Source organism: Streptomyces sp. LX-29 (genome assembly GCF_029541745.1).
Lineage (GTDB): Bacteria > Actinomycetota > Actinomycetes > Streptomycetales > Streptomycetaceae > Streptomyces.
The window spans coordinates 6,076,826-6,092,743 of record NZ_CP089746.1 but is presented as its reverse complement, the minus strand read 5'-3'; the positions used below and the strand labels follow the sequence as shown (position 1 = coordinate 6,092,743).

Here is a 15,918-nt window from a genome sequence, read left to right as displayed (position 1 = left end):
GCATCAGAGGGTCTCGATCCAGTTGGTCAGCAGCTGGGCTCCGGCGTCGCCGGACTTCTCGGGGTGGAACTGGGTGGCCCACAGCGGGCCGTTCTCCACGGCGGCCACGAAGGGCTCGCCGTGGGTGGCCCAGGTCACCTTGGGGGCGCGGATGTGCGGGTTGCCGACCTCCAGCTCCCACTGGCGCACCGCGTAGGAGTGCACGAAGTAGTAGCGGGTGTCCGGGTCCAGGCCGGCGAAGAGGTAGGAGCCCTCGGCCGCCTTGACGGTGTTCCAGCCCATGTGGGGGACGACGGGGGCGCGCAGCGGCTCGACCGTGCCGGGCCACTCGTCGAGGCCGTCGGTCTCCACGCCGTGCTCGATGCCGCGGGCGAAGAGGATCTGCATGCCGACGCAGATACCCATGACGGGCCGGCCGCCGGAGAGCCGGCGCCCGATGATCCAGTCGCCGCGAGCCTCGCGCAGCCCGCTCATGCAGGCGGCGAAGGCGCCGACACCGGGGACCAGCAGTCCGTCGGCGGCGAGGGCCTTGTCGTAGTCACGGGTGATCTCGACGTCGGCGCCGACGTGCGCCAGGGCCCGCTCGGCGGAGCGGACGTTGCCGAATCCGTAGTCGAAGACGACGACTCGCTTGCTCACTGGAACGTCTCCAGTCGCAGCAGGCCGGCGATGAGCGACATGCCGCCGCCGATGCCGAGCAGGACGATCACACTCTTGGGCATGCCCTGCTTGACGAAGGAGTAGACGCCGCTGAGGAGGAAGATGCCGAGGACGATGAAGGCGGTGGAGAGGCCGTTCATGCTGGTTACAGAGCGCCCTTCGTGGACGGGAGGATGCCGGCCGCGCGGGGGTCCCGCTCGCTGGCGTAGCGCAGCGCGCGGGCCAGCGCCTTGAACTGGCATTCGACGATGTGGTGGGCGTTGCGCCCGTACGGGACGTGCACGTGCAGCGCGATCTGCGCCTGGGCGACGAAGGACTCCAGGATGTGCCGGGTCATCGTGGTGTCGTAGGTGCCGATCATCGGCGCCATGTTCTCCGGCTCGCTGTGCACCAGGTACGGGCGGCCGGAGAGGTCCACCGTCACCTGGGCGAGCGACTCGTCCAGCGGCACCGTGCAGTTGCCGAACCGGTAGATCCCGACCTTGTCGCCGAGCGCCTGCCGGAAGGCGGCGCCGAGCGCGAGGGCGGTGTCCTCGATGGTGTGGTGGGTGTCGATGTGCAGGTCGCCGTCGGTCTTGACGGTGAGGTCGAAGAGGCCGTGTCGGCCGAGCTGGTCGAGCATGTGGTCGTAGAAGCCGACTCCCGTCGACACGGACACTTCGCCCGTACCGTCGAGATCGATCTCGACCAGCACCGAGGTTTCCTTGGTGGTGCGCTCCACGCGACCCACGCGGTTCATGACGTGCTCTCTTTCATCAGGTCGCGCACCGCGGCGAGGAACGCGTCGTTCTCGGCCGGGGTGCCGGCGGTGACCCGCAGCCGGCCCGGCACTCCGTTGTCGCGGACCAGGACGCCCCGGTCCAGCAGGCCCTGCCAGGCCGCGTGGGCGTCCGGGAACCGTCCGAACTGCACGAAGTTGGCGTCGGAGTCGGTGACCTCGCAGCCGAGGGCGCGCAGCTCCGTCACCAGGCGGTCGCGCTCCGCCTTGAGCTGCTGGACGTAGCCCAGCAGGGTGTCGGTGTGCTCCAGCGCCGCCAGCGCGGTGGCCTGGGTGACGGCGGACAGGTGGTAGGGCAGCCGCACCAGTTGGACGGCGTCGACCACCGCCGGGTCGGCGGCCAGGTAGCCGAGCCGGAGTCCGGCCGCGCCGAACGCCTTGGACATGGTGCGGGAGACGACGAGGTGGGGCCGGCCCTCGATCAGCGGGAGCAGCGAGGGCCGGTGGCTGAACTCGCCGTACGCCTCGTCCACGATCACCATCGACGGCTTGGCCGCCTGCGCCGCCTCGTACAGCGCCAGCACCGTCTCGGCGTCGACGGCGGTGCCGGTGGGGTTGTTGGGCGAGGTGATGAAGACGACGTCGGGGCGGTGCTCGGCGAGGGCGGCGCGCGCGGCCTTCACGTCGATGGTGAAGTCCTCGTGGCGCGGCCCGGAGATCCAGCCGGTGCCGGTGGAGCGCGAGATCAGCGCGTGCATGGAGTACGAGGGCTCGAAGCCGATCGCGGTGCGGCCGGGCCCGCCGAAGGTCTGCAGCAGCTGCTGGAGCACCTCGTTGGAGCCGTTGGCCGCCCAGACGTTGGCGGTCTCCACCGGGTGGCCGGCGGTGCGGCTCAGGTACTTCGCCAGCTCGGTGCGGAGCTCGACCGCGTCCCGGTCGGGGTAGCGGTTGAGGTGGCGGGCCGCCTCGGCGACCCGCTCGGCGATCCGGGCCACCAGCGGCTCGGGCAGCGGATAGGGGTTCTCGTTGGTGTTCAGGCGCACGGGCACGTCGAGCTGGGGGGCGCCGTACGGGGACTTGCCGCGCAGCTCGTCCCGGATGGGGAGCGCGTCCCAGGGGGACGCGGATGGGTTGCGGGTCACTTGCTCTGCGGAACCTTCCCGTCGAACCTCGCCTTGACCGCGGCGCCGTGGGCGGGCAGGTCCTCGGCCTCGGCCAGCGTCACCACGTGTCCGGCGACCTCCGCCAGCGCCTCCCGTGAGTAGTCCACGACGTGGATGCCGCGCAGGAAGGACTGGACCGACAGGCCCGAGGAGTGGCAGGCGCAACCGCCGGTGGGCAGCACGTGGTTGGAGCCCGCGGCGTAGTCGCCGAGGGACACCGGGGAGTACGGGCCGACGAAGATCGCGCCGGCGTTGCGCACCCGCGCGGCCACGGCGGAGGCGTCGGCGGTCTGGATCTCCAGGTGCTCGGCGGCGTAGGCGTCGACGACGGCGAGGCCCTCGTCGACGCCGTCGACCAGCACGATGCCGGACTGCCGACCGCTCAGCGCGGGCACGATCCGGTCCTCGACGTGGCGGGTGGCGGCGACCTGGACGGCCAGCTCCTTCTCCACGGCCGCCGCGAGCTCCTCGGAGTCGGTGACGAGCACCGAGGCGGCGAGCGGGTCGTGCTCGGCCTGGCTGATCAGGTCGGCGGCGACGTGCGCCGGGTCGGCGGTGTCGTCGGCGAGGATGGCGATCTCGGTCGGGCCGGCCTCGGCGTCGATGCCGATGCGGCCCTTGAGCAGCCGCTTGGCGGCCGCGACCCAGATGTTGCCGGGCCCGGTGACCAGGTCGGCGGGGCGGCACTCGTCGGTGCCGTACGCGAACATGGCGATGGCCTGGGCGCCGCCCGCCGCGTACACCTCGTCCACGCCCAGCAGCGCGCAGGCCGCCAGGATGGTGGGGTGCGGCAGGCCGCCGAAGTCGGCCTGCGGGGGCGAGGAGACGGCCATGGAGCCGACGCCGGCCTCCTGGGCCGGGACCACGTTCATGACGACGGAGGAGGGGTAGACGGACCGGCCGCCCGGCACGTACAACCCGACCCGCCGCACCGGGACCCAGCGCTCGGTCACCGTGCCGCCGGGCACGACGGTGACGGTGTGGTCGGTGCGCCGCTGCGCCCGGTGGACCAGCCGGGCGCGCCGGATGGACTCCTCCAGGGCGGCGCGCACCGCCGGGTCGAGCTCCTCCAGGGCGCGCTCGATCGCCTCGGTCGGCACCCGGACCCGGTCGATCGTCACGCCGTCGAAGCGCTCCGCGTACTCGATCAGCGCCGCCGTGCCGCGATGATGCACGTCGTCGCAGATGGGCCGCACCTTCTCCAGGGCGGCCTCGACGTCGAGCTCGGCACGGGGCAGCAGGTCGCGGTCGATCCCGTCCTGAGGGAAGGCGTCGCCGCGCAGATCGATTCGGGAGATCACGCGGTCAATTGTCTCAGACCGCTTCCACGGGCCGGTCCCCCGTATCACTCATTGATACGCACCCCATAAGTTGATCCTGACCGCTGGCGTTCAACCGATTACTCAGCGGGAATGGGGATCCGTGCGGGTGTACGGAGACGGGTGACGGGCGTCCGGTCGGCGGACCGGCGCCCGGGAGGGGAAACGGCTGTGACCGAGCCACACGACGGCGACCCGCCGGCGGGTCTGGATCTGACCACTCCGGAGTGGGGCATGTGGCAGGCGTTCCGCAACGGCAGCACCCTCGATCTGCGCACCCCGCACCCCCAGCGCAACGACCCGGCCGGGCCACACGCCTGGGGCCCGGAGCGCAGCGTGCGGGCCCGCGTGGTGGCGCTGCTGCTGCTGAGCAGCCCGCCGGCGCAGCCCGGCCGGGTCTCCGCGCTGAAGCTGAACGGGGTGCACATCACCGGCACCCTGGACCTGGCCGGCGGCTCCATCGCGCCCTACGTCGAGTTGCGCAACTGTCGCTTCGAGCAGGAGCTGCTGCTGCCCGAGAGCCGCTTCACCACGCTGCGGCTGGTCGGCTGCGCCGTCCCCCGGGTCGAGGCGGCCCGGCTGCACACCGAGGGCGATCTGCATCTACCGCGCTGCGTGGTCGAGCAGGGCATCCGGCTCACCGACGCGCACATAGGCACCGATCTGCTGCTGAACCAGCTGGTGGTGCGGCGCGACCGGCGTGGCCGGTCGATCACCGCGGACGGCCTCACCGTCGGCCAGGACCTCCAGGCCGAGATGATCGAGTCCTACGGGGAGCTGAGCCTGCGCGGCGCGAAGATCGGGGTGTCGCTGAGCCTGCGCGGCAGCCAGCTGCGCAATCCGTACGGGCGGCGGGCGCTCAACGCCCCGCAGCTGACCGTGGAGCGCACCCTGTACCTGACGGCCGCGGGGGTGAGCGGTTCGCCGTTCTCCAGCGGCGCCGGCTCCACCCCGCCGTACGGCACCGCCAACACGCCCACCCGTGGCACCCGCATCCAGCGCTTCGAGTGCGAGGGCGGGGTGCGGCTCGACGACGGCCGGTTCGGTGACGCGATCGACCTCGACCAGGCCCGCTTCGTCCTGGAGAACGACCAGGAGCTGTCCCTGCGCCGGGTGCAGACCCCGGAGCTGCGGTTCCTGGGCGAGCGGCCGCAGCGCGGTCGGGTGATCCTCTCCGGCGCGAAGGTGGTCAACCTGGTCGACCGCTCGGTCAGCTGGCCGGGGCCCGGCGGCCTGGCGATGGCCGGCTTCGGCTACGAGAACCTCATCCCGCGCGGCCACTTCCCGCTCTCCCGCCGACTGGAGTGGGTGGCCGCCGCCACGCCCGAGTACGCCCCCGACCCGTACGAGATGCTGGCGAACGCCCTCCGGGCCAGCGGCGAGGACGCCGACGCGCGCGAGGTGCTGCTGGCCAAGCAGCGCCGCCGCCGGGAGACCCTCCCGGTGGCCGGCAAGCTCTGGGGCTACCTCCAGGACTGGACGGTGGCGTACGGCTACCGGCCCGGGCGGGCGGCGGTGTGGATGGCGGTGCTGTGGGCCATCAGCACCGTCTTCTTCACCCGGCACCGCCCGGACGCGATCAAGCCGGGCGAGGCGCCGCACTGGAACGCGTACCTCTACACCCTGGACCTGCTGCTGCCCGTCATCGACCTGGGTCAGGACACCTACTGGCGGCCGGACGGGCTGGGCCAGTGGGCGGCGGCGGTCTTAGTCCTGCTGGGCTGGATCCTGGCGACGACGGTGGCGGCGGGCGCCTCGCGGCTGCTGCGCCGGCAGTAGCCGGGGAGACGGCCGTTACCGCCGGGTTGTGACGGCCGAGGAAGGACCGGGCGGGCCTACGGCCATTAGGCTTACGCGTCGTGACGTCCGCCCGCCTTCCGCTCTTCCCGCTGAACACCGTGCTGTTCCCGGGTCTGGTGCTGCCCCTCAACGTCTTCGAGGAGCGATACCGCGCCCTGGTGCGCGATCTCGCCGCGCTACCCGAGGAGGCGCCGCGCCGCTTCGGTGTGATCGCCATCCGCGACGGCCGGGAGGTCGCCCCGACCGCCCCCGGACTACCGGACCCGACCGCGCCCACCCGCCGCGGCGCGGCGGCCGGCTTCGGCGCCGATCCCATGCTGGCCTTCCACACCGTGGGCTGTGTGGCGGACGTGGCGACCATCCGGGAGCAGCGCGACGGCACCTACGAGCTCATCGCCACCGGCACCACCCGCTTCCGGCTGTTGTCCGTCGACGCCTCCGGTCCGTACCTGACCGGGGAGGTCGAGGAGTTGCCGGAGGAGCCGGGCGAGGGCGCCGGGGCGCTGGCCAACGGCGTGCTGCGGGCCTTCCGCACCTACCAGAAGCGACTGGCCGGGGCGCGCGAGTTGAGCCTGTCCGGCACCCAGGAGCTGCCCGACGAGCCGTCGGTGGTCTCCTATCTGGTCGCGGCCGCCGCGGTGCTCGACATCCCCGCCAAGCAGCGGCTGCTCCAGGCCCCGGACACCGCCTCCCGGCTGGCCGAGGAGCTGAAACTGCTGCGCGCCGAGACGGCGGTGATCGGTAAGCTCCCGTCGCTGCCCGCCGTGGAGCTGACGCGGCAGCCCACCAGCCCCAACTGACGACCATCCGGAGGCGATCGCACCGTGGCCAGGAAGTCCAGGAAGCAGAACACCGGCTCCGGCGGCTCGACCCCGGCGACGGTCGCGCTGACGGCGGCGGGCACGGACTTCACGGTGCGCGCCTACGACCACGACCCGGCCGCCCCCTCGTACGGCGAGGAGGCCGCCGAGGCGTTGGGCGTGGATCCCTCGCGGGTCTTCAAGACGCTGATCGCCTCCGTCGACGACGCGCTGACGGTGGCGATCGTGCCCGTCTCCGCCTCGCTCGACCTCAAGGCGCTGGCGGCGGCGGTCGGCGGCAAGCGCGCCGCCATGGCCGACCCGGCGGCCGCGGAGCGCACCACGGGCTACGTACGGGGCGGGATCTCCCCCCTGGGTCAACGGAAGCGGCTGCCCACCGCGCTCGACGCCTCAGCGACCGGGCACCCCACGGTGTGCGTCTCGGCGGGCCGCCGCGGGCTGGAGGTCGAGCTCTCCCCCGCCGACCTCGCGGCCCTCACCGACGCGGTGGTCGCCCCCATCGCCCGCTTCTGAACGCCCCCTCCCGGACCCTGGACGGTTCCGCCCGGCTCGGCTAGGTAGCAGAGGGGGACGCCGTCCGCGCGTCCCACCCGGGGAGGACCGTCATGTCCAAGAAGACCCGCAAACGCCGCTGGCGCCTCAAGAAGGGCCGGGCCAACCACGGACGTCGCCCGGCGTAGCGCTCGCCGCGCGGGCCGCTCCGCGCGAGCGGGTCGGTAGGGCCCGGTGCCCGCGGTAGGGGGTGAGCCCGGCGGGTTCGGCCGATGTCAGTCGCCGAGCGCACGAGGGCTGGTGTCGGCCTGGCACCGCCGGACTCCACCGTTGAGCGTCTCGCCATCGCGGCGGAATGGGGGGGGCGACCCCGCCGTCGCGGCGGAAGGAGAGTGGCCGGCCCGCCGTCGCGGCGGGACGGGGTGGCCGTCGTCGTGAGAGTGGGCTAGCCCTGGGGCTGGTGGGACCAGTCCGGGTCCGGTTCCGGGTCTCTCGGGCCGAAGAGGCCGGTGAGGGCCAAGTGGACGCCCATGGCGGCGACGGGCCAGGCGAGCAGCGCGCCCTTGGCCTGGAGTTGGAGGGGGCCGTCGAAGGTCGCGCCCTTGCCGGCCTCCTTGGCGCTCTCCACCATGTCGGCGTTCGGGTCGAGCCAGAGGCCGACCTTCCATGCGAGGTACGAGCCGATCAGCGAGCCGACCGCCAGGCCGACGACCAGCGGAATGCCGCCACGCCGCCGGAACCAGAAGACCGCCCCGGCGGTCACCAGGCCCATGCCGAGCCCGAGCAGCACGAAGGTGCCGTCGGCGCCGACCCGCTCCTCGCCCTCGGCGTTCATCAGATAGATGTTCTGGCCGTCGGTGTACAGCGGCACGCGCGGCGCCAGCCACAGCCACAGCAGGCCCAGCAGCACCCCGGTGACCGCGACGGCCAGGCCGACCAGCGCGGCTTCCAACACCTCGGCGCGCATCCCGCGCTCGTCCTCCGCCGCGGCCTGGTCCTCCGGGGCGGGCTCGGGGGTATGGGCGGCGTACGGGGTCTCGTCCCCGGCGGACTCCGGGCCGGGGGCGGGTTCGTCGTGCGGCGTCAACGGTGCGGTCACCCCGTCATCGTGCCAGGTGAGTGGCGTGGGCATGTCGGCAGGAGGGCCACTGTGTCGGAATCACCGCACCGCAGCCCGGCGGTAGGCCCAGGTGGCGGCGGCGAGCGAGACGACACCGACCCCCGCGCACACGCCCAGATCGGCACAGATCAGCAGCCAGTCGGGCCGCGCGTCGAAGGACCGGGCCAGCGCCTCCACACCGTACGTGGACGGCAGCAGATCGCGCGCGTACGACACCACCGCGGGCATCCGCTCCGCGGGCAGCACCCCCAACAGCAGCACGGCGGACATGCCCAGCTGGCCGCAGAGGGTGGCCAGTTCCGGCCGTGGCGCGAACAGGCCGAGCGCGGCGCCCAGCCCGGCCAGGGCGGCACCGGAGAGCGGGATCACCACGGCGAGCACCCACAGGTGGCCGAGCGGCAGCCCGAAGAGCAGGCTGCCCGCCACCGCGGTGAACACCGTGCCGGGCACGGTGAAGGAGGCGTACGCCGCCGCCGCGCCGAGCACCACCGCGGCCGGCGGCACCGGCAGCGTCGCGTAGTGGTCGAGTCCACCGCTGGCCCGCAGCTGGCCGAAGTACTGGGCCAACAGGTTGAGCGCCACGAACGCCACCACCAGCACGCTGGAGCCGGCGACCACCGCGCGTGCCTCGCTGCCGCCGTCGACCACCCCGCGCATCAGGATCATGATCCCGACGGACTGGAAGGTGGCCACGAACAGCAGCGGGATGCGGGCCACCCGGGCCCGTGAGAGCTGCGCCCGGTAGACGGCGGCGAGGGAGGGCAGCAGCCGCGCCCGCGCCGCGAGCGGGGCGGCTTCGCGGGCGGCGCCGGCGCCGGACCGCGAACGGGTGCGGTCGCGGGGCGGGGCCTCCAGAGGCACGGCAGTCACGTTGCGCGGCTCCTCTTCAGTTCTTCCTCTTCGATGCGGTCACTGGGGTCGGACGGGGCGGGGCCGGCGCGTCCGGGCACCCGGCACGGAGGTGCCGGCGGGCGCGCGGCGCGGGCCGCCCGCACGGCGGCGGGTCATGCCTTCACCAGCCCCTCCTTGCCCTCGGCGTGGCCGCCCAGCGCCAGGTAGACGTCCTCCAGGCTGGGCGTGGCGAGGGTGAAGTCGTCGAGCGCGGCGAAGGCCGGGCCGCCGGTCACCGCGGCGACGGCGGCGCGCGCCTCCTCCGGGGCGAGCCGCAGCAGCCAGCGCCGGCCGGACTCCCGCGCGCTGTCACGCAGCGCGGCGACCTCCGGCACATGCAGCGGGGCGTCGGTGCGCCACACCAGCTCGACCCGTACCTCGTCGGCGACCAGCGCCTTGAGGCCGGCCGGGGTGTCGCAGGCGATGACCTTGCCGCGCTCCATGACCGCGACCCGGTCCAGAACGGTCTCGGCCTCGATGACGTTGTGGGTGACGAGCAGGACGGTGGTGCCGCGCTCGGCGCGGCGTCGGTCGATCGCGGTCCACACCGCACGCCGCGCGATGGGGTCCATGCCGCTCGTCGGCTCGTCGAGCACCAGCAGGGGCCGCTCGCCGACCAGGGCCGCGGCCACGCACGCCAGCCGTCGCTGGCCGCCGGACAGCTTCTTCAGCGGCCGCCCGGCGATCTCCGTCAGCCCCAGCTCGTCCAGCACCGCGTCCCGCTCGGCGCGGGCCGCGCGCGCGTCCAGGCCGCGCAGTCGTCCGGTCGTCTCGGCCGCCAGCGACACGGTCAGCTCGTCGAGCGCCGAGGACTCCTGTCCGAGGTAGCCGACCAGGCGCGCCGCCCGCTCCGGGTGGCGTACGAGATCGTGGCCGAGCACCTCGACGCTGCCCTCGTCGGGCCGCAGGAGGCCCGTCAGCTGCCGTACGAGCGTCGTCTTTCCGGCCCCGTTGGGCCCCAGCAGTCCGAAGACCTCACCCCGCTCGACGGTGAGGTCCACTCCGTCGCTCGCTCGTACGGCCGGCGCCGCCGGCACCCCCCGACGCGAGCGCGCGGCTGGATAGGTCTTGACCAGGCCGCGCACGGTACACACCGCTTCGCCGCCCGCCACCTGTTTCGCGCCCGTCCTCACGAGCTACGAGGGTACGCGCCCTCGCCCCGGCGCTCGGCCTCGGGGCACGGGTTTGGCTCACCTCGTGACAGTTCGGCGCGCCCCGTGACGGAAGATCGTGGGCGCTCCGAACCCGGACGGCCCCGTCGGACCCGAGCACCGGCCGTCCCTCCGTCCCGCCCCGGGGGCGCACCACCACGGCGGCGGAGGCCGACGGTGCCGACCGCGTCCCGGCGGGAGCCGCGCCGGGCGACCCTCTCCCCGGCCGCCGCTCGCGGCCGGACGGGCGCCGCCGGATACGCCGTTCGGGCTTCCCGCGGCGGCCTACGGGGGGCGACGCACCGCGGGTCGCACCCCGGGGCGAGCGCGTCCCGGCTACTCCCCCGCGGGGGAGATCTCACGCCAGAAGCCGGCCCGGATCGCATAGCGGTCGTGCTCGTCGATCTGGTCGTCCTTGTGGGCGAGCAGACCGAACCGGGCCGCGTAGCGGAGCAGCTCGCCGTCGATGCGGTGCGGGATGCGGGGGTACTCGTGGGACAGCTGCTGCCGGTGCTGGGGGTCGGAGAGGCGTTCGATCCAGCGGCGGGCGAAGACCTGGCCGACCTCGAAGGGGTCGCCGCTGACCGCGGTGATGTCCTCCTCCCGGTCGGCCCAGCGCTGTTCCGCGGTGGTGAGCTGGGCCAGCATCGGGAGGCAGGCGGTCTCGGGCGGCTCGCCGAGGCCGGTGCCGCGCTCGATCCAGCCCTTGTCGGAGGACCAGCGGAGGGTGGCGCTGGGCACGGGCTGGCGGTCGGCGGTGCCGGCCGGTCCGCGGCCGAGGCCGGCGAGGTCCTTGGGGGTGGGCACGCCTCGGCCGGCGGTTCCCGCCCCCGCCTCGGCGGCGCTGTCCGCGGGACGGGAGGCGGCCTCTTCGGTGGCGTCCGTGGCCCGTTCCGCGACGGCCGGGGACCGGCCGCCCCCGTTGCGGGAGGCGGGCCGGTCGCCGGGGACGGCACCCGCGGCGGCCGCGCTGGTGGTCTCGGGCAGTGGGGCGGCGAGGATGGCGGCGATCTCGGGCCGGGTGCCGGGGGCGGGGGCGCAGGGCGCGCTGGGCTCCTTGGCGCGGACCGCCTGGGTGATCCAGGCCCGGTCCAGCACCCGGCGCTCGTCGGCCTCGGCGACGAGGTCCTCGGACTGGTTGTAGTCGCCGTCGGCGGCCTGGACGGCCCACAGGTGGACGGCGACGCCGTGCTCCTTGGCGGACATCAGGCCGGGCAGCAGATCGCCGTCGCCGGTGACCAGGACGATGTCGGAGCAGGCGCGGTTACGGGCGAGTTCGGTGAGCTCGGCGTGCATCGCCGCGTCGACGCCCTTCTGCGCCAGCCGGCCGTCGCTGCGGGTCAGGGCGCCCAGCCGGACGGTGACCCGGGGCATGACCCGCAGCCGCCGGTGCTCGGGTTGGGGGACCCGGTCGGGGGCGCCGTCGAACCAGTAGATGCGCAGCAAGGGGCGTTCGGTGTCGGCCTCGGCGCGCTCGCGCAGGCCGTGGATGAGGGTCGCGTGATCGACGGAGATGCGGGAGCGGACGGGTTCTCCGGCGAGCAGGCTCGCCGCGGCGCCCAGTAGGTACCCGGCGTCCACCAGGACGACGCAGCGGTCCACGTTCCACCCTCTTTCTGAAGTACGGACGTGTGGTCGCCCCCCGGCACGCCGTGCCCTGTCGCCTTCGGCTCTCTCCGAGTCTGCCCGACCGTACGGGGGTTATCAGTTCGAACTGGATCAACGGCGTGGTGGATACGGCCTACCCCCCACAAGCCCGCTTCTCACTCACGGTAATTGCCCGAAATGCACGATATGCCCCACCGTGACAGGGTGTCTTTCCAGGGGAACGACCCCGACTGGAGGCAGAACAGTCATGGCCAAGAACAAGAACCAGCAGCGCAGGCAGCAGCAGACCCGCAGCGCGGCGCAGCACTCGCCGGAGCACACCACGTCGTCCTCGATGGAGAGCCCGTCGGAGCAGGGGATGTCGCAGCACTCCTCGCCCACCAGCGTGGCCCACAAGGGACGCCAGAAGCGCTTCGGCCACAACTAGGCCACAACGCGTCCGCGCCACACAGCGCTTGAGGGGCGCGCCCGTCACCGGGCGCGCCCCTCGCGTACACCTATCTCCGAAGCGGAGTGCTAAGCCCCCAGGCAGGACGGCCCGAGCAGCACCTTGAGATCGCCGAACAGGGCCGGGTCGGGGGTGACCCGGTGCCGGTCCAACCGCAGCACCGTGGTCTTCCGGGCGCCCTGCAGCCTGATCCGCACCTCGGTCGAGCCCCGGTGGTGGGAGAGCACCTCACCCAACTTCTCCACCAGCGGAGGGGTGACCTTCAGCGCCGGAATGGTGATCGTCACCGGGGCGTTGGCCGACGCCTCCGAGAGGTCCGGCACCATCAGCTCCATGGCGACCAGCCGGGGCACGTCCTCCCGCTTGTCCAGCCGGCCCTTCACGAACACCACGGCGTCCTCGACCAACTGGGTGGACACCAGCTGGTAGGTGGCGGGGAAGAACATGCAGTCGATGGAGCCGGCCAGGTCCTCCACCGTGGCGATCGCCCAGGCGTTGCCCTGCTTGGTCATCTTCCGCTGGAGGCCGGAGATGATGCCGCCGATGGTCACGATCGCGCCGTCGGCGTGTTCACCGCCGGTGAGCTGGGCGATGGCGGCGTCGGTCTTGTCGTTGAGAACGTGCTCCAGACCGAAGAGCGGGTGGTCGGAGACGTAGAGACCGAGCATCTCCCGCTCCTGGGCGAGCAGATAGGTCTTGTCCCACTCGACGTCGGAGAACTCCACGTCGAGACCGAAGGCCGGGCCGTCGTCGGCACCGTCCTCCCCGCCCATGCCGCCGAAGAGGTCGAACTGGCCCTCGGCCTCCTTGCGCTTCACCGCGACCACGTTGTCGATCATCGGCTCGTAGTGCGCCATGAGGCCCTTGCGGGTGTGGCCCATCTCGTCGAAGGCGCCGGCCTTGATCAGCGACTCGGTGGTGCGCTTGTTGCAGACCACCGCCTCGACCTTGTCGAGGTAGTCGGGGAAGGAGGTGTACTTCCCCTTCGACTTCCGGGAACGGATGATCGCCTCGACGACGTTCGTACCGACGTTGCGGACGGCCGAGAGGCCGAAGAGGATCACATCGTCGCCCTGGGCGGCGAAGTTCTGCTCGGACTCGTTGACGTTCGGCGGCAGGACCTTGATGCCCATGCGGCGGCATTCGTTGAGGTAGACGGCCGATTTGTCCTTGTCGTCCTTCACCGAGGTGAGCAGCGCGGCCATGTACTCGGCCGGGAAGTTGGCCTTCAGATACGCGGTCCAGTAGGTGACGAGGCCGTACGCGGAGGAGTGGGCCTTGTTGAACGCGTATCCGGCGAAGGGGACCAGCACGTCCCACAGGGCCTGGATCGCCTCGTCGGAATAGCCGTTCTTGCGGGCGCCCGCCTGGAAGATGTCGAAGTTCTTCGCCAGCTCCTCGGGCTTCTTCTTGCCCATGACGCGGCGCAGGATGTCGGCCTCGCCGAGCGAGTAGCCGGCGACGATCTGGGCGGCCTTCTGCACCTGCTCCTGGTAGACGATCAGGCCGTAGGTGAGGCCGAGGGTCTCCTTGAGCGGCTCCTCCAGCTCCGGGTGGATCGGGGTGATCTCCTGGCGGCCGTTCTTGCGCTCGGCGTAGTTCGTGTGCGAGTTCATGCCCATCGGGCCCGGCCGGTACAGGGCCGAGACAGCGGAGATGTCCTCGAAGTTGTCGGGCTGCATCTGGCGCAGCAGCGAGCGCATCGGGCCGCCGTCGAACTGGAAGACGCCGAGCGTGTCACCGCGGCAGAGCATCTCGTAGGTCTTGGGGTCGTCCAGCGGTACGGAGAGCAGCTCCAGCTTGACGCCCTTGTTCTTCTCCACCATCTTGACGGCGTCGTCCATGATGGTGAGGTTGCGCAGGCCCAGGAAGTCCATCTTGAGCAGGCCGAGCGACTCACACTGGGGGTAGTCCCACTGTGTGATGGTCACGCCGTCGGTGTGCCGCACCCAGATCGGGGCGTGATCGATGATCGGCTCGCTGGACATGATCACGCCGGCCGCGTGCACACCCATCTGCCGGACCAGGCCCTCCACACCCTTGGCGGTGTCGATGACCTTCTTCACATCCGGTTCGTTCTCGTACATCCCCCGGATCTCGCCCGCCTCGTTGTAGCGCGGGTGCTGGGGGTTGGTGATGCCGTCGAGGTCGATCCCCTTGCCCAGGACGTCGGCGGGCATGGCCTTGGTGAGCCGGTCACCCATCGCGTAGGGGTATCCCAGGACGCGCGCGGAGTCCTTGATGGCGTTCTTGGCCTTGATCTTGCCGTAGGTGCCGATCATGGCGACCTTGTCGGCACCGTACTTTTCCGTGACATACCGGATCACTTCGACGCGCCTGCGCTCGTCGAAGTCGATGTCGACATCGGGCATGGACACGCGCTCGGGGTTGAGGAACCGCTCGAAGATCAGGCCATGCTCGATGGGGTCGAGGTCGGTGATGCCCATCGCGTACGCGACGATCGAGCCGGCCGCGGAGCCTCGGCCCGGCCCGACGGCGATGCCCTGGTTCTTGGCCCACATGATGAAGTCGGCGACGACGAGGAAGTAGCCGGGGAACCCCATCTGGATGATGACGTCCATCTCGTACTCGGCCTGCTTCTGCCGGTCCTCGGGGACACCGCCCGGGTAGCGGCGGTTCATGCCGGCCCGGACCTCCTCCTGGAACCAGGTGATCTCGGTGTAGCCCTCCGGGATGTCGAACTTCGGCATCAGGTCGCGCTTCTCGAACATCCCGGTGGTGTCGACCTGCTCGGCGACCAGGATCGTGTTGCGGCAGCCCTCCTGCCAGGCGTCGGAGGAGTCGATGGCGTACATCTCGTCCGTCGACTTCAGGTAGTAGCCGGTGCCGTCGAAGCGGAAGCGGTCCGGGTCGGAGAGGTTCTTGCCGGTCTGGATGCACAGCAGGGCGTCGTGCGCCGTCGCCTCATGGGCGTAGGTGTAGTGCGAGTCGTTGGTGACCAGCGGCGGGATGCCCAGCTCTTTGCCGATCTTGAGCAGGTCCTCGCGGACCCGGCGCTCGATCTCGATGCCGTGATCCATCAGCTCCAGGAAATACCGGTCCTTGCCGAAGATGTCCTGGTACTCGCCCGCGGCCTTGCGGGCCTCCTCGTACTGGCCCAGGCGCAGCCGGGTCTGGAGCTCGCCGGAGGGGCAGCCCGTGGAGGCGATGAGCCCCTCGGACCACTGGGCGATGGTCTCCTTGTCCATCCGGGGCCACTTCTGCAGCCAGCCCTCGGCATACGCGTCGGAGGAGAGCCGGAAGAGGTTGTGCAGACCGGTCTTGTCGGCCGCCCAGATGGTTTTGTGGGTATAACCACCGGAACCGGACACGTCGTCGCGCTTCTGGTGCGGCTGGCCCCACTGGATCTTACGCTTGGTCCGCCGCGACTCGGGCGCCACATACGCCTCGATGCCGATGATCGGCGTCACGCCGGCCTTCTGCGCGGAATGGAAGAAGTCGTACGCGCCGTGCAGGTTGCCGTGGTCGGACATGGCGATGTGCGTCATGCCCATGTCGTTGCACGCCTGGAACATGTCCTTGAGCCGCGCCGCACCGTCCAGCAGCGAGTACTGGGTGTGCACGTGCAGGTGCGTGAACGGCTGCTTGGCCACGACGGAAGACCTCCGGCGAATGCTCGATGACGGGTGGGAGAGACAGCTTTGAAGAGTACCCCTCCGCACCGACAGCCTCCGGGCACTCAGGAGTAGCCTCAGCCGTTGTCAGC

Annotated in this window: 14 protein-coding genes; 4 read left to right on the top strand and 10 right to left on the bottom strand. The window is 71.8% G+C overall.

Translation table 11 applies throughout. From position 1 onward, the window contains the following. Positions 1 to 3: 3 nt before the first annotated feature. Genes hisH through hisD form a run of 5 tightly spaced genes read right to left on the bottom strand, consistent with a single transcriptional unit; the run spans position 4 to position 3,842 of the window. Positions 4 to 639: an imidazole glycerol phosphate synthase subunit HisH gene (gene hisH / locus LRS74_RS25690; RefSeq protein ID WP_277743220.1), complete on the bottom strand. Its 636-nt coding sequence runs from the start codon at positions 637 to 639 to the stop codon at positions 4 to 6. Further along, positions 636 to 800: a hypothetical protein gene (locus LRS74_RS25685; protein ID WP_277743219.1), complete on the bottom strand. Its 165-nt coding sequence runs from the start codon at positions 798 to 800 to the stop codon at positions 636 to 638. The genes hisH and LRS74_RS25685 overlap by 4 nt, the downstream gene beginning before the upstream one ends. Before the next feature lie 5 nt (positions 801 to 805). Further along, positions 806 to 1,399 (bottom strand): imidazoleglycerol-phosphate dehydratase HisB, encoded by a 594-nt coding sequence (gene hisB, locus LRS74_RS25680; RefSeq protein WP_144384682.1) that lies wholly within the window; start codon positions 1,397 to 1,399, stop codon positions 806 to 808. Next, complete coding sequence (locus LRS74_RS25675) at positions 1,396 to 2,520, bottom strand: histidinol-phosphate transaminase (protein ID WP_277743218.1); 1,125 nt, start codon at positions 2,518 to 2,520, stop codon at positions 1,396 to 1,398. Before LRS74_RS25675 ends, hisB begins: the two co-directional genes overlap by 4 nt. Then, complete coding sequence (gene hisD, locus LRS74_RS25670) at positions 2,517 to 3,842, bottom strand: histidinol dehydrogenase (protein WP_277743217.1); 1,326 nt, start codon at positions 3,840 to 3,842, stop codon at positions 2,517 to 2,519. Before hisD ends, LRS74_RS25675 begins: the two co-directional genes overlap by 4 nt. Before the next feature lie 189 nt (positions 3,843 to 4,031). On the opposite strand from hisD, the gene LRS74_RS25665 reads away from it, so the two are divergent. The 3 genes from LRS74_RS25665 to ybaK all read left to right on the top strand — a co-directional run bounded on the left by LRS74_RS25665 (position 4,032) and on the right by ybaK (position 6,994). Beyond that, positions 4,032 to 5,639, top strand: a complete 1,608-nt coding sequence (locus LRS74_RS25665) for an oxidoreductase (RefSeq protein ID WP_277743216.1) — start codon at positions 4,032 to 4,034, stop codon at positions 5,637 to 5,639. 80 nt (positions 5,640 to 5,719) lie between these two features. Continuing rightward, positions 5,720 to 6,460: an LON peptidase substrate-binding domain-containing protein gene (locus tag LRS74_RS25660; protein ID WP_277743215.1), complete on the top strand. Its 741-nt coding sequence runs from the start codon at positions 5,720 to 5,722 to the stop codon at positions 6,458 to 6,460. A gap of 24 nt (positions 6,461 to 6,484) precedes the next feature. Beyond that, complete coding sequence (gene ybaK, locus LRS74_RS25655) at positions 6,485 to 6,994, top strand: Cys-tRNA(Pro) deacylase (protein WP_277743214.1); 510 nt, start codon at positions 6,485 to 6,487, stop codon at positions 6,992 to 6,994. A 424-nt stretch (positions 6,995 to 7,418) separates the two neighbouring features. Here the strand turns inward: ybaK and LRS74_RS25650 are convergent, their stop codons facing one another. From LRS74_RS25650 to LRS74_RS25635, 4 genes are all read right to left on the bottom strand, one after another. Further along, positions 7,419 to 8,072 carry a hypothetical protein gene (locus LRS74_RS25650; protein WP_277743213.1) on the bottom strand — a complete coding sequence of 218 codons (654 nt, stop codon included), beginning with the start codon at positions 8,070 to 8,072 and terminating at the stop codon, positions 7,419 to 7,421. A gap of 60 nt (positions 8,073 to 8,132) precedes the next feature. Beyond that, positions 8,133 to 8,948, bottom strand: coding sequence for an ABC transporter permease (locus tag LRS74_RS25645; protein WP_260867735.1), 816 nt, complete (start codon positions 8,946 to 8,948; stop codon positions 8,133 to 8,135). Between the two features lie 149 nt (positions 8,949 to 9,097). Then, positions 9,098 to 10,078: an ABC transporter ATP-binding protein gene (locus LRS74_RS25640; protein ID WP_277744934.1), complete on the bottom strand. Its 981-nt coding sequence runs from the start codon at positions 10,076 to 10,078 to the stop codon at positions 9,098 to 9,100. A 393-nt stretch (positions 10,079 to 10,471) separates the two neighbouring features. Further along, complete coding sequence (locus tag LRS74_RS25635) at positions 10,472 to 11,737, bottom strand: NYN domain-containing protein (RefSeq protein ID WP_277743212.1); 1,266 nt, start codon at positions 11,735 to 11,737, stop codon at positions 10,472 to 10,474. Between the two features lie 253 nt (positions 11,738 to 11,990). Here LRS74_RS25635 and LRS74_RS25630 point away from each other — a divergent pair, with 253 nt between their 5' ends. Then, a complete protein-coding gene (locus tag LRS74_RS25630; RefSeq protein ID WP_277743211.1) occupies positions 11,991 to 12,170 on the top strand; it encodes a hypothetical protein in 180 nt (59 codons plus the stop codon). 89 nt (positions 12,171 to 12,259) lie between these two features. On the opposite strand, the gene dnaE is transcribed toward LRS74_RS25630, so the two are convergent. Next, positions 12,260 to 15,805, bottom strand: a complete 3,546-nt coding sequence (gene dnaE, locus LRS74_RS25625) for a DNA polymerase III subunit alpha (RefSeq protein ID WP_277743210.1) — start codon at positions 15,803 to 15,805, stop codon at positions 12,260 to 12,262. Positions 15,806 to 15,918 lie beyond the last annotated feature (113 nt).